The following is a 13,810-nucleotide window of genomic DNA, read 5'->3' as shown; positions in this document are numbered from 1 at the left end:
TTATGGTTTTAGAATTGGTAATACAATATATGAGGTGTTCTGATCGTCGTGATAAATTTTATGTGTAGCCTTTTGGAAATCAGACGGCTGTGCTTCATAAATATTCATGAATTTTTGTGGATTTCTATCAGCTAGGGGAAACCATGAATTTTGAATCTGGATCATTATTCTGTGTCCTTTTTTAAAGGTATGGCCTACATCAGGTAAGGCATAATTCACTTTGGTTGGCAGATTAGGTGTAAAAGGTTCAGGGTTTTCAAAGCTATTGCGGTATTTGCCTCTTAAAATTTCTCCTCTTACCAACATCTGATAACCACCCATGATTAAATTCTTAGGATTTGGTTTGGGATTAGGTGTATTTTCAGGGAGTACATCAATCACCTTTACCACATAATCTGCATCAGTACCTGTAGTGGAGACAATCAGGTTCGCAATAACCGGTCCGGTGAGGGTAATATCTTCTTGTAAAACATCAGTCTGATATACCATTACATCAGGGCGCTGAGCTGCAAAACGCTGGTCATCTATCATATACTCTCTTGAACGATTTTCGTAAATTCCAGCCTGAAAAGGAACCGGTTTAGCTGGATCGCTCACATATTCATCAAAGCTGTTTTTGGCTGAAGGTTTTTCAAAAGAGAGTTTTCCGTTAGGCCACAAATAGAGGTTTTTGTTTTCAGCTTCTTTAGGAGGCCAGGTGTCAAATTTTTTCCATTGGTTACTTCCTGAAATAAAGATATTAGCTTCTGCAGCATTAAAACTGCCTTCACCTTTTAGATAAAATTTAAAAAAAGGAAGTTCTAAATTTTCTTGATAATACAAACTGGTTGGTGTGCCAAAATTGATATCGCCAAAGCTACTGCCTTCGCCTCTTACCCAGCCCCCATGAAACCACGGACCAGCCACAAGGATGTTGTTTGCACCTGGACTTTGTTTCTCAATGGTTTTATAAGTAGTAAAAGCACCGTATGCATCTTCTGCATCAAAAAAGCCACCTACAGTCATTACAGCAGATTTAATATTGGTTAAATGTCTGGTAATTTGTCTGGCTTGCCAGAAAGTATCCAGATTAGGATGTTTAAATAAATTGTTCCAGAATTTGATGCTGTCTGCAAAGTACTTATCCTTTAAATTTTTTACCGAACCTGCCTGTAAATAAAACTGATAGCTATCTTTTACCGGGAACTTAAATGGTTTAGGTCCCTGATCAGGTGTAATGGGTTTTGGTCTTGGCACTCCGAAAGAGCTCATAAATTTAAAGGCATCCATTAAAAATAATGCTCCGCCATGGTGAAAATCGTCGCCAATAAACCAATCGGTAACCGGAGCTTGGGGCGATACGGCTTTAAGCGCTGGGTGCGCATTAGGCAAAGAAGTAGTTGAATAAAAACCTGGGTATGATATGCCATATATACCGGCTTTGCCATTGTTGTTTTTGATATTCTTTACTAACCAATCAATGGTATCGTAAGTATCCGTACTCTCATCTATTGCTTTTTTTCCTTTCTCGGTAGTTTGGGGTCTGATGTCCTCAAAGTTACCTTCACTCATCCAGCGTCCTCGCACATCTTGGTAAACAAAAATGAAGCCCTCGCGCATCATAGCCGGAAAATTACCCAATGATTTTTTGTACTCGTTTTCGCCATAAGGTGCAACGGTATAAGGGGTGCGGTTAATTAAGAAAGGGTATTTCTTATTTTGATCTTTAGGAATATAGATAGAGGTAAAGAGTTTTACCCCATCACGCATAGGGATTAAGCGTTCTATTTTGGTGTAATTATCTCTTACATACGCCGAGTCTGTTTGCTGGGCAGATACAGAAAAGGATAAAACAATAAAGGAAATAAAAAAAAGAGACTTGAGTAATTTCATGATCAGTTAAATTGTTAGTTTAAATATAGGCAATATCAATAAAGTTAAAAGTAAAAGCTTTGTTAAAGAGGATAGGATTAAAACGAAAAAGCTTGGCAATTTGCCAAGCTCGATTTTATCTGTTTCGATTACTGATATACCTGTAAACTTTATAGATGAAGAATACTAAGGCGGCTAGTAATACAATGCCAAGTATATTCCAGAGAAATAGGGGCCATTCAAATGATGTTGTTTCCATAGTATCTTTACAGCTTAGATAAGCCCATTATTTTCTTATCATGTTCATATTTTTTAATTAAGGATATGTAAAATGAGGGGTCTACGATGCTAATCCTCTTAAATTCTGAATAAAATTCTGATCTCAAAATGTTCTTACGGTTAACTTTTTTGTCATTATATGTATGAATAAAGCTTGTTTTAAACAATTTACTGTTTTTTTCTTTATCTAATGATGGGGAAAAAGAAAAATTGATTTCTACAAGACTCTTATCAAAATAGCGGTAAATAGAATCTGAATCATCTTCAACTAGTTTTTTGTTTAAATATTTCTCTATTTGAATATCAGTAGTTTGCTTTTCTATTTTAGCAGGTTTTCCTAAATCTAATTTATAAGCCCCAAACATAGAAGGATGTACGCCTATTTCTTTTAATAGAGAATCCATGTTAACCTTGTTTTTTCTGTTTAAGTTATTATCATATTCAATCCCAAAATCGCTGTTGTTCTTTGCTACGAAATACCGAAACGTGGTATCGGGATTAAAAAATTCAAGGTCAATAGTATCGTTTCGCATCTTTGTCCTGCTATCCTTATATTCTATTTTGGGCAATTTATAAATTACATGATCATCTTTGAAAAATTTAAAGACCCAAGTACTGTCAATAGATGTTATGCCATCTAATGTAGTAGACTTATCAGCAGTAAGTAAACATATACCTCTAATTTGGGGACGAGATTTTTGGAATGAATTTCTACATCCAAAACTTAATAATAGGCATATTATAATAAAGAAAAAAAATCTCATGTTAATGATCGTTTATTCCAATTCCCAACTGTGAAAAGAAATGGTGTCATTTAATAGTATTTATAAATTTATTAAAGTAGCCCAGTATTTCTTTTCTATCAAAATCTTCAATCTTATTTATTTCAACCATAAATTTACGTGCAGGTATAAGGTTCTTTTTAGAATCCAGTGTGGGATTATAGACAGAAACCCATTTAACAATTTTAGATTGCCTTAAGCTATCTAATTCTTTTGAAAAAGAGATCGGAATGTTTTTCAGTTCATCGTCAAATGTAAAAAACATGCTGTCTGGATAAGTATAATCTTTTTTAGAAGTTGGTAGGTACCTTTCTGTAAATCTTCTCTCGCCAGGTTTTTTTCTTCTGCTTATTAATAAATCTTCTTTGCTGTTATAAATACGGGCATTCTCAAATTCATATTCATATAAAAATGAGTCTACATTAAATTTTGTTCCAATTTCAGGGTTTCTCCTGTAGTATCTTCTCCCAATTTTTTTCTTTCGATCATAAACCCAATAATCAAAATCAGGATGTTCTCTGTTGAATTCGTCTATAAACACATTTTCTTGTTTATAAAGCTCCAGATCTTTGTAGAAGAATACCTGGTTGCTCCCCTCTGTAACATATACCTGCTTACTTGGCTCATCGTAAATATCAAAATGCCAGGTAAGCTTAATCCCCTCAATGTTATCTGCAAAAAAGGAGCATTGGAAAAAGCCAATAGAGATCAATAAGAACAATGTAAAGAATGTTGCTTTTTTCATGGAGTATTTGAAAAGAAAAGTGGGCTGTTTTTTCGATAATTTTTTGGTAAAGCACCTATAGGGATGGATTTATGGACCATCGTTGCTTTAACGTTACAACCTACTTCAATCCCAGCGTAATATATCCCTAAAGTTGGTATTGCTTGACCGTTTTCGGTAACTGTGACACTAATGATTGAAAGATTATCAATTACACTGAAATTGTTATGTTCTAGTGTTTTCCAGTGCCATTCACCATTCACCTTTTTATGTGTGCCGGTTTCATGGCTTATTACTTTCCAGAAAACATAAGGATTATAGGCAATTACCCATTCGTAAGCTTTTTTTCTTTCTTCAGGAACATTATGGGGCAAATCGGTAACAGTAAAGTCATTGGAAGTACTTTCGATAGAGCTTGTTTGATCCATTATGCTTTCATATCCTAAATCTCCTTCTCCTCCAGAACCATTCCCGTCACCTCCATTACCTCCGCCGTTACCTCCAGAACCCCCACCTCCACCAATAGGGCCATCTGGATATTTTGGGTCAGGTACAATGGATGAGGGATGGAAAGAGAAAGGATAGGGAACAAACTCAATAGATGATCCTGGGGATCTTACGAGCCCAAGATAAAATTCTGGATAGAACCCACCTGTCATAACCTCCTCAATGAACCCACATGTACAGGTTTGGGGGTCGTAAATAGTGCCAGCACCACATCCAAAAATCAGAACGGTTGTAATATTGGTGCCGTACATGCTTGTAACTATTCCCATGGCCTCACTTTCGTATACCATCATCGCATTTGGAGATAAAGAAATCTTGCCTCCTCCTTTGGGTAGATTAGTATTCTGTATGGAAGTAGCTTGTCCTAACTTTGTTTTCATCTCTCCGGTTAAAGAAAAACGAAATGGATAATATTTATCTTTAATATGCATGAACTGCATAATACTAATTTCTATTTGTCCCTTATCTTTTTTAATGTAAAGCTCAAAAATGTCTTTGGTATTTGCCTTGGTAATTTGTTGGCCATCTTTAAGTTTGAGCCTGCTCAAGCTAAAAGAGATGGGTACACGTATATTATTTGCACTATCTATAATGGCTTTTTCCCAAAGTATTTCGAAACCCATTTTTTTAACAAAAGCATTAGAACCTTGTTGCAGAACAACAGAATCTACATAGCTCCGTGCTTTTAAAATGTCTTGTTTGGTAGTTAATGGTTGGTTGTAAATTTCAGAATAGCGCTTGCAAGCATTGTTGAGCAACGCAAGGCCTAATAGTAGTACGGCATATAGCAGTACTCGCAGGTTTGATCTTTTCACGTTAATTTGAGAATTAGTTATGTTTAGGTTCAACGAAAGTTAAACAGAAAAAAATTAAATGCAAGAAAAAAATGAATTTTTCACCTCATAAATTAGAAGTTGCCTTAAATAGAGATTGTTTTGTTTAGCCCAGCAGATTGGCAGCAAAATGCTTTAACCGTTTGCTCAAAGTTTTGGTTGTAAAGCCTAATCTGCAAAAGAAGCTGGACAGCAGAAGTGATATTAATATTTTACAACATTAAAACACTTAACTTTTGGTGTTTAAGTGCTAAAACGTACATTTGCCTTAATAAAAAATAAAATCTTATGCAATACGATGTAGTTGTTATTGGCTCGGGCCCGGGCGGTTATGTAGGTGCCATCCGTTGTGCACAATTGGGTTTAAAAACAGCAATAGTTGAAAAATATAAAACCTATGGAGGTACCTGCTTAAATGTAGGATGTATTCCTTCAAAAGCGTTATTGGATTCTTCAGAGCATTACCATAATGCAGCGCATACTTTTGCTACGCACGGTATCAACCTGAAAGATTTAAAAGTTGATATGAAGCAGATGATTGCCCGTAAAGATGATGTAGTGGCGCAAAATACTGCAGGTATTACTTATTTGTTTAAAAAGAACAAAATCGATGCGTTTGAAGGCGTAGGCTCTTTTGAAGATAAAAATACGATTGTGGTAACCAAAACCGATGGAACTACAGAGAAAATAACTGCAAAGAACGTAATCATTGCAACTGGTTCTAAACCTACAGCATTACCATTCTTGCCAATAGATAAAAAACGCATCATCACTTCAACAGAAGCCTTAAACTTAAAAGAAGTGCCTAAAACGATGGTTGTAATTGGTGGTGGTGTAATTGGTTTGGAGTTAGGTTCGGTTTATGCTCGTTTAGGTACTAAAGTTACTGTGGTTGAATTTGCGGGATCAATTATCAGCACCATGGATGGTGGTTTAGGTAAAGAATTGCAAAGAGTGCTTAAGAAAACTTTAGGCATGGAGTTCTTATTGAACCATAAAGTAACTGGAGCTGCTACTAAAGGTAAAACCGTAACTGTAACTGCTGATAACGCTAAAGGAGAACCTGTTAAACTGGAAGCAGATTACTGCATTGTTGCTGTAGGAAGAACAGCATATACCGAAGGATTGGGCTTAGAAAAAATTGGTATTACGCTTGACGAAAGAGGTAAAAAAGTACCGGTAAATGACCACCTTGAAACTACTGTACCGGGTGTTTATGCTATAGGCGATGTGGTTAAAGGTGCCATGTTAGCACATAAAGCTGAAGAAGAAGGTGTTTATGTGGCTGAACATATAGCCGGACAAAAACCGCATATCAATTATAACTTAATTCCAGGCGTAGTTTATACTTGGCCAGAAGTTGCTTCTGTTGGTCAAACAGAAGAGCAATTGAAAACGGCAGGTGTAAAATATAAAGTAGGTTCTTTCCCTTTCAAGGCCAGTGGACGTGCGAAAGCAAGTATGGATACGGATGGTTTTGTTAAAGTATTGGCAGATGAGCAAACAGATGAAATTTTAGGTGTACATATGATAGGGCCACGTGCTGCCGATATGATTGCTGAGGCAGTTGTAGCCATGGAATTCAGGGCTGCAGCCGAAGATGTCGCAAGAATATGTCACGCGCACCCAACTTTTACAGAAGCGATGAAGGAAGCTGCTTTAGGGGCTACAGCAAACAGAGCTATACATATTTAATTTAATCAATTGATCATAAATTAAATCCCCTGAGCATAGCTTGGGGGATTTTTATTTACAGGAAATTCAACCCGATTATCGGCTTGGTTATTGCGGTTGGTTTATGTTTAAATACTACTTAATGCCGCAGGAAATGAATGAAACCATACCGCAAAACGCTGAAATAAGCCATCCTTATGGGAAGAAAAGAACCAGATTGGCGGTTTCTTTATTCTATTACGGACAGGGCGTTTGTTTTGCAAGTTGGGCCAGCCGTATAGCCGACATTAAATCGAACTTACATTTATCTGATGCGCTTTTGGGAAGTATTTTACTGGCCCTGCCTTTAGGGCAATTAATTACCATGCCTCTATCGGGTAAGCTTACGGCAACTTACGGTAGTAAAAAAATACTTACGTTTGCAACTCCGTTTTATGCTTTGGCACTTGTATCCATTGCTTTTGTGAATGCGGGCTGGCAATTGCCCGTAGCCTTATTGTTTTTTGGCATATCAGGTAACTTGTGTAATATCTCATTAAATACACAGGCTGTGGCGGCCGAAAATTTTTATGGTAAACCTATCATGTCTTCTTTTCATGGTTCATGGAGCTTAGGTATGTTTAGCGGAGCATTAATTGGCCTGTTGATGATGAATTTACAAGCAGGTCTATTTACGCATTTTATTGTAGTGGCTGCGTTAACTTGGTTGCATATAAGTATTAACCATAAATTTTTGGTAAAAGGCAATAAACCGGCTACTGCTCAAAAACCTAAAATATTTGTAAAACCACCTTCGGTACTCGTACAATTAGGGGTTATTGCTTTTTGCAGTATGGCTACAGAAGGAGCCATGATGGATTGGAGCGGCGTTTATTTTAAAGAAATTGTTCAGGCCCCTGCGCGTTGGGTAATTTTGGGTTATGCTTCTTATGCGGCTACCATGACTTTTGGTCGTTTTTTGGGAGACAGGGCCATTGCTAATTATGGGCGAAAACGCATGTTGCAGGTTAGTGGTATTATTATTTCTGTAGGCATGGCCATATCTGTTGTATTTCCTTATCTCATTTCAGCAACTATAGGGTTTATGCTGGTAGGTATCGGCGTTTCGGTAATTATACCCATGATTTATAGCATTGCAGGTAACCATCAGAAAGTACCTTCAAGTGTTGCCATTGCCATGGTATCCAGTATAGCTTATTTTGGGTTTTTAATGGGACCCCCACTTATAGGTTATATTTCAGAATTATCGAGTTTAAAATATTCTTATGCATTGATTGGTTGTTTTGGCATTCTAATTACAGTTATGGTTTCTAAGCTGAATGCAATTAAATAAAGACATATACCAAATCTTGTTGAATTTATTAGACTATATAGATCCTTAAACAAGTTCAGGATAACGAAGTATGTAAAATAAAAAAGGAGACCCTGTTACAAGTCTCCTTTTGGGTTTGTTTATGTGTTAGTTAATTAATGTTCCCATTCGTTTACATCTTTATGGTCATAAGGCTCAACCATTAATTCCTCAATGGTTTTGCCTTTCTTATCGAAACCGAACTTGTGTAACAGGTTATCAAAAATCTGATACATCACCGGTACAACCACCAGAGTTAAGAAGAGCGAACTCGTTAAACCTCCGATAATTACCCAGGCCAAACCATTTTTCCAGTCGGCACCTGCACCACTGGCTAATGCAATAGGCAACATACCAATAACCATAGCAATGGTGGTCATTAAAATCGGACGTAAACGGGCATGGTTTGCTAAAATTAACGCTTCGTGGGTAGATTTACCCTGTGCTTTCATGTGGTTGGTAAAGTCAACCAGAATGATCGCATTCTTGGCTACCAGACCCATTAGCATGATAAAACCTAAGATAGTAAAGATACCTAAAGCATTATTGGTTAATGCCAGTGCTAGTAAAGCTCCAATTAAAGCCAGTGGTAAAGAGAACATTACCACAAAAGGATAAACAAAGCTATCATATAGTGCCACCATAATAAGGTAAACCAAGATAATTGCGGCTAATAAGGCAATACCCAAAGTACCAAAACCTTCACTTTGGTTTTCCTGATCGCCAGACCAGAAGAAGCTAATACCTGCAGGTTTTTGCATTTTATCTAGTTCTTTTTGGAAATCTGCCACCACCGAACCTGTAGGTCTGCCCACGGTTTGCGATTGTACGGTAACCGAAGTAGATTTATTCAAACGTTCTAATAAACTTGGTCCGGAGCCTTCTTTGATTTCAGCAAATTGCGAAAGCTTAATCTGTTGGCCAGCAGCATTTACAAATATCAGATTACGGACATCATCAATGTCCTTACGGTCAAAATCCTGATATTGAATATTGATATCATACTCGTACTCTCCCTGGCGGAATTTACCGTCTGTGTTGCCGGCAAAAGCAGTTTGCATGGTGGTACCTACAGTAGATAAGTTTAATCCTAAGGCTGCCATTTTATCACGGTCTACCTTAACGTTGATCTCTGGCGTTCCTTTTTCTACTGAAAGTTTAGTTTGTGTAGCTCCCGGAATTTTCGCCAATACTTTTTCTGCTTTTTGAGCAAATGCTAAAACTGTGTCTAACTCTGAACCCATTACAACCAACTGAATAGGCGCATTATCTGCTGTACCTAAAATACCGATAGGAACCGTTTTAATTTTAGCACCTACCAATATTTTTTGTAAATCACGGGTATAGGTAGTAGAGATGATATCAGAAGATACATTGTTGCGCTCTGGTTTGTCTACCAATTTTACGTTAATCTCAGATTTATAAGCGGTAGCTGTAGTACCACCCATGCCTTCACTCGATTGTCCAACGGTAGTGATCATCTGAACAACTTCTTTTTTAGTGCTTAAATAGTTTTCAGCTTTTTGGGTATAGAGGTTAGTTTGTTCTAAAGAAGCATCTTTAGGCAATTCTATTTGTAATAAGAACTCACCTTTATCAGATTTAGGGAAAAACTCAAAACCAATGTAGCCCGCTCCCAATAAACCACAAGAAGAAAGGAATAATACCACCATGGTAATTAATGTGATGGCTTTGTGTTTAAGGGTCCACTCGAGCACTCTTGTTACCCACTGCGTAAATCTATGTAATTGTTTTTCGAACCAAAGAATGAACTTACCAAAGAAGCTTTTACCTTCAATACGTTCTAATTTACCAAAACGAGAGAAAATTAGCGGTACAATGGTAAAAGATGCTACCAAAGATAATAGGGTAGAGATAATTACCACTACACAGAATTGGCGTAAAATGTTGGCTACCATACCGGTACTTACCGCAATAGGAAAGAATACCACCACAATTACGAAAGTAATGGAAACTACGGTGAAACCAATTTCACGGGTAGCATCAGTTGCAGCACGTACTTTGTTTTTGCCCATCTCCATGTGGCGCTGGATGTTTTCCAGAACCACAATTGCATCATCCACCAGGATACCTACTACCAGAGATAAACCCAGTAAAGACATCAGGTTTAAGGTGTACCCAAATAGCGAGATACCAATAAACGTAGCGATTAACGATGCAGGGATAGAAATCATTACAATTACAGCGTTACGCAAGCTATGTAAGAAGAAAAGCATTACCACAGCTACCAATACAACCGCCAGCATTAAATCGTGGATTACTGCATCGGCAGATTGCAAGGTATAAACCGAACTGTCATTTACAATCTTGATATCTAAATTGATGTCTTTGTAATCATTTTTAAGCTTTTCAACGATCGCTTTAGTGCCTTCACTTACGGTTACCGCATTGGCATCACTCTGTTTAATGATTTGTAAAGCGATAGAATTGGCTCTATTGATACGGGCAATTTTTTCGGTTTCTTTTTGTGTATCCTGAACATCGGCAATATCTCTCAAACGCACCTGTGCACCATCTTTGCTGGTACTTACTACCAGATTACGCATCTCTTCTACGTTAGCATATTTGCCTGATAAACGGACTAAAATGTCTTGCGCTTTGGTTTTTACGCTACCTGTAGGGAAATCTAAGTTAGAAGCTAAAATGGCCTGTTGTACCGCAGGTACAGATAAGCCATATCCTTGCATGGCTTTTGCATCTAAAGCGACTTTAATTTCACGTTCAGAGCCACCAATTAAGTTTACCTGTGCTACACCAGATACACGGGAAATGATAGGTGCAATACGCTTATCCATCAAATCGTAGAACGAAATATCGTCCATTTTAGCAGACGCAGACATGGTGATCACAGGGAAATCGTCTAAAGAGAATTTACTCAACGAAGGTTGTTTCACATCATCTGGCAAGGTGGCCAAAATAGCATTTACTTTTCTTTGTGCATCATTTAAAGCAACATCTATTTGTGCGTTTTCGTTAAGGGTAATAATTACTACCGATAAGCTTTCGTAAGAGTTTGCGTTAATTTTCTTGATGTTTTCCATCGAAGAAACTGCATCTTCAATTTTTTTGGTAACGGTACTTTCTACCTCATTTGGCGAAGCACCGGGATAAATAGTGGAGATAGATACTACGTTTGGAGAGAACTTAGGTAAAAGCTCATATCCTAGCGAGAAATAACTCAATAAACCTAACAGGGTGAGTGCGGTAAATACCACAATTACCAGCGAAGGTCTTTTTATTGATATATCAGTAATTTTCATCTTTTTTTGGATTGGGTTTGGCATAGCGCCATTAGCGTTTGGCATTTGCTAGTTTTAGCATTCTGCCTTTGCTTAAGCTTTTCGTTTTAACTTTCTTACTTAATTACAGTAACAGGAGCACCTTCAGTTAGGTTAATCTGGCCGCTTATAATTACAGTTTCTCCTTCTTTTAGGCCATCTAAAATTTCTACAGACTCTCCTAAAATACGACCTGAAACTACTTTACGTAGCTCAGCTACGTTTTTAGAGGTGTTTAGTACATAAACCTCGTTACTGCTCACACTGCCTACAAAAGAAGTACGCGGAACCAAAATTGCTGGGGCTTGTTTAGGGAATTTGAATAAAGCTGTGCCATACATACCTGCTCTTAAGCTATTTTTAACATTATTGGTTACCTCAACTTCGATAGGAAAGTTTAAAGTTTGATCAGCTTTTGCTGCAATAAAAGTTACTTTGCCTGAAAAACTTTCGTTAGGGAAAACTGAAGATTGAATTTGAACGGCATCACCAATTTTCAAGTTAGCCACTTGACCTTCGTTAACATTTACTTTCAATTTCAATTTAGAAACATCAACCAGTTCAAATAATGGTGTACCAGGAGATACTACTGCTCCTACTTCAATCATTTTCTTGTTTACAACACCGTTGATAGATGAACGGATATTGGCGTCGCTTAATTTACGTTGTTGTTGTTGCAGGCGTAGTTTGGCATTTTCTGCGGCAAGTCTGGCCTGATCTAATTGTTGTTGAGTTACACCACCAGTTTTGAAAGAGCTTTCATAACGAGCTAGGTCTTTCACTGCATTTTGATAAGTAGCTTCTGCAGTTTCTCTGTCTGTGTTTAAAATTTCAGCATCAATTCTGGCTAAAACTGTTCCTTTGCTTACGCGACTGCCTTCCTCTACAAATATTTTGGTTACGCGACCGGAGTTTTCAGCACTAAAATTCAATTCTTGGTTTGGAGCAAAAGTTCCGTTTGCAGTAAAGTCCAAATTAATCTCTTTACGTTCAACATTAGCTACTTTTACGGCAATTGCACCACTGCCTTTGGCAATAAAATCAGTGGTTTCCTGTGCTTTCTTTTTATTGTTGTTCAATACATAGCCAATTGCAGCCAATACTACAATTACTACGAGAATAATGGTTATTGCTCTTTTCATTTTATCTGATGTTATTTCTTCTGTATTTGATTTATTGTGCCAAGGTTCTGATGTCGCCTTTAGCTTTAATTAATTGTATTTCTGCTATTTTATAATTTAATAATGCTTGCGTGTAGCTGTTTTGAGCTTGTGTTAAAGCATTTTCAGTATCTAAAAGATCAGTTAAAGAAGCCAGTCCATTGTTGTAGTTGTTTTGGGTGCTTGTGTAGATTTCTTTAGCTAATTCCGCATTTTTCTTTTGAGATTTAATGGTGTTGATGCTGTTTCTCAATTGAATTTTTGCATTTTCATAAGCAAAGTTCAACGAGTTTTTAGTTAAAACGATGTCTTCGTCTGCCTGCTTAAGATCTATATCAGCCTGACGAACTTTTGATCTGGTTAAGAAGCCGTTAAAAATAGGTACATGTAAGGTAACCCCTATGGCAGATGATCCAAAACCAATGGCATCTTTGCTGCTTCTCAGAAAGTCGAAACTATCAGACTGACTGGCGTAAGTATAGTTAGCAGATAAAGCCAGACTTGGGTAATACTCAGCCACATAAGCTTTGCGTTGTAAGGTTAGCAAGCGTTTCTGCACATCTAACAATTTAAATTCTGTACGATTGGCAAGATTCAATGTGTCTGGTAAAACTGGTAAGGCAGTTACTTCTGTAAGCTCTTTTTCAGGCAATGAAATAGGAGTTGCCACAGGCATACCCATAGATAATTTTAACTGGTTTTCAAGCAACGTAATTGCATTTAAAATCTCCGTTCTGCTGGTATTAAGATTGGTTAAGTTTACACTTATGCGATCTACGTCAATTTTTCTCGCTAAACCGTTATTGTACTGGTTGTTGATGATTTTTTCAACAACTTTTACGTTTTTGATATTGGTATCAATAACATTAAGCTGTAAACGGTTTACCAAAATTTGATAATAGTTGTTGGCTACCTGTTCTATTACCTGCTCTTGGGTTAACTGGGAGTTTAATGCGTAATAAGCTTCACTGGATCTTGCGGCCTGCAGACCGGTAAAAACCTGTTGATTAAACAATTGTTGCTGAAGTTGAACGCCTGCTTGTGAATTCCAGGTTTTTCCTAATTTAATGGCTTGATTACCAAACACAATCTGTCCGATAATAGGGTTGTAGGTTAAACCAGTGTTTCCAGAAATTTGTGGAAGTGCCTGAGCTCTTACTTCTTCAGTTTTATATTTTCCTTTATCTATATCTAAAAGTGCCTTTTTAATGTTGAAATTGTTATCCAGAGCGTAATTAAGGGCGTCTTTAAGCGTAAGGGTTTGCTGTGCTTTTGCAAATTGCGGAAGCCATCCCGCTAAAATCAAAAGACAGGTAATTTTCGCTATCTTATTTTTAAGCATCTTATTGT

General features: G+C 37.2%; 9 protein-coding genes. 2 read left to right on the top strand and 7 right to left on the bottom strand.

What is annotated here, in order from left to right; all coding sequences use genetic code 11:
• The 4 genes from ACLHG9_RS03770 to ACLHG9_RS03755 form a co-directional block, all read right to left on the bottom strand.
• Positions 1 to 1,872 carry a CocE/NonD family hydrolase gene (locus tag ACLHG9_RS03770; RefSeq protein ID WP_410220189.1) on the bottom strand — a complete coding sequence of 624 codons (1,872 nt, stop codon included), beginning with the start codon at positions 1,870 to 1,872 and terminating at the stop codon, positions 1 to 3.
• Between the two features lie 245 nt (positions 1,873 to 2,117).
• Positions 2,118 to 2,894, bottom strand: coding sequence for a hypothetical protein (locus ACLHG9_RS03765; protein ID WP_410220188.1), 777 nt, complete (start codon positions 2,892 to 2,894; stop codon positions 2,118 to 2,120).
• A 46-nt stretch (positions 2,895 to 2,940) separates the two neighbouring features.
• Complete coding sequence (locus tag ACLHG9_RS03760; protein ID WP_410220187.1) at positions 2,941 to 3,657, bottom strand: hypothetical protein; 717 nt, start codon at positions 3,655 to 3,657, stop codon at positions 2,941 to 2,943.
• Positions 3,654 to 4,958 carry a hypothetical protein gene (locus tag ACLHG9_RS03755; protein ID WP_410220186.1) on the bottom strand — a complete coding sequence of 435 codons (1,305 nt, stop codon included), beginning with the start codon at positions 4,956 to 4,958 and terminating at the stop codon, positions 3,654 to 3,656. Before ACLHG9_RS03755 ends, ACLHG9_RS03760 begins: the two co-directional genes overlap by 4 nt.
• Positions 4,959 to 5,264: 306 nt before the next feature.
• On the opposite strand from ACLHG9_RS03755, the gene lpdA reads away from it, so the two are divergent.
• Positions 5,265 to 6,671 (top strand): dihydrolipoyl dehydrogenase, encoded by a 1,407-nt coding sequence (lpdA, locus tag ACLHG9_RS03750; RefSeq protein ID WP_410220185.1) that lies wholly within the window; start codon positions 5,265 to 5,267, stop codon positions 6,669 to 6,671.
• Between the two features lie 103 nt (positions 6,672 to 6,774).
• Positions 6,775 to 7,983 carry an MFS transporter gene (locus tag ACLHG9_RS03745; RefSeq protein ID WP_410220184.1) on the top strand — a complete coding sequence of 403 codons (1,209 nt, stop codon included), beginning with the start codon at positions 6,775 to 6,777 and terminating at the stop codon, positions 7,981 to 7,983.
• A 134-nt stretch (positions 7,984 to 8,117) separates the two neighbouring features.
• Here ACLHG9_RS03745 and ACLHG9_RS03740 read toward each other — a convergent pair whose 3' ends face one another.
• The 3 genes from ACLHG9_RS03740 to ACLHG9_RS03730 all read right to left on the bottom strand — a co-directional run bounded on the left by ACLHG9_RS03740 (position 8,118) and on the right by ACLHG9_RS03730 (position 13,802).
• Entirely contained in the window at positions 8,118 to 11,282 is a 3,165-nt protein-coding gene (locus tag ACLHG9_RS03740) for an efflux RND transporter permease subunit (protein ID WP_410220183.1), read from the bottom strand.
• Between the two features lie 95 nt (positions 11,283 to 11,377).
• Entirely contained in the window at positions 11,378 to 12,442 is a 1,065-nt protein-coding gene (locus ACLHG9_RS03735) for an efflux RND transporter periplasmic adaptor subunit (RefSeq protein WP_410220182.1), read from the bottom strand.
• 31 nt (positions 12,443 to 12,473) lie between these two features.
• On the bottom strand, positions 12,474 to 13,802 hold the full coding sequence (locus ACLHG9_RS03730) for a TolC family protein (RefSeq protein ID WP_410220181.1): 1,329 nt from the start codon (positions 13,800 to 13,802) through the stop codon (positions 12,474 to 12,476).
• Positions 13,803 to 13,810: the final 8 nt, after the last annotated feature.

This window comes from Pedobacter sp., assembly GCF_046462515.1.
Classification (GTDB): domain Bacteria; phylum Bacteroidota; class Bacteroidia; order Sphingobacteriales; family Sphingobacteriaceae; genus Pedobacter.
Note: the sequence above shows the minus strand (reverse complement) of the source record. Positions and strands in the feature narration are given on the sequence as shown.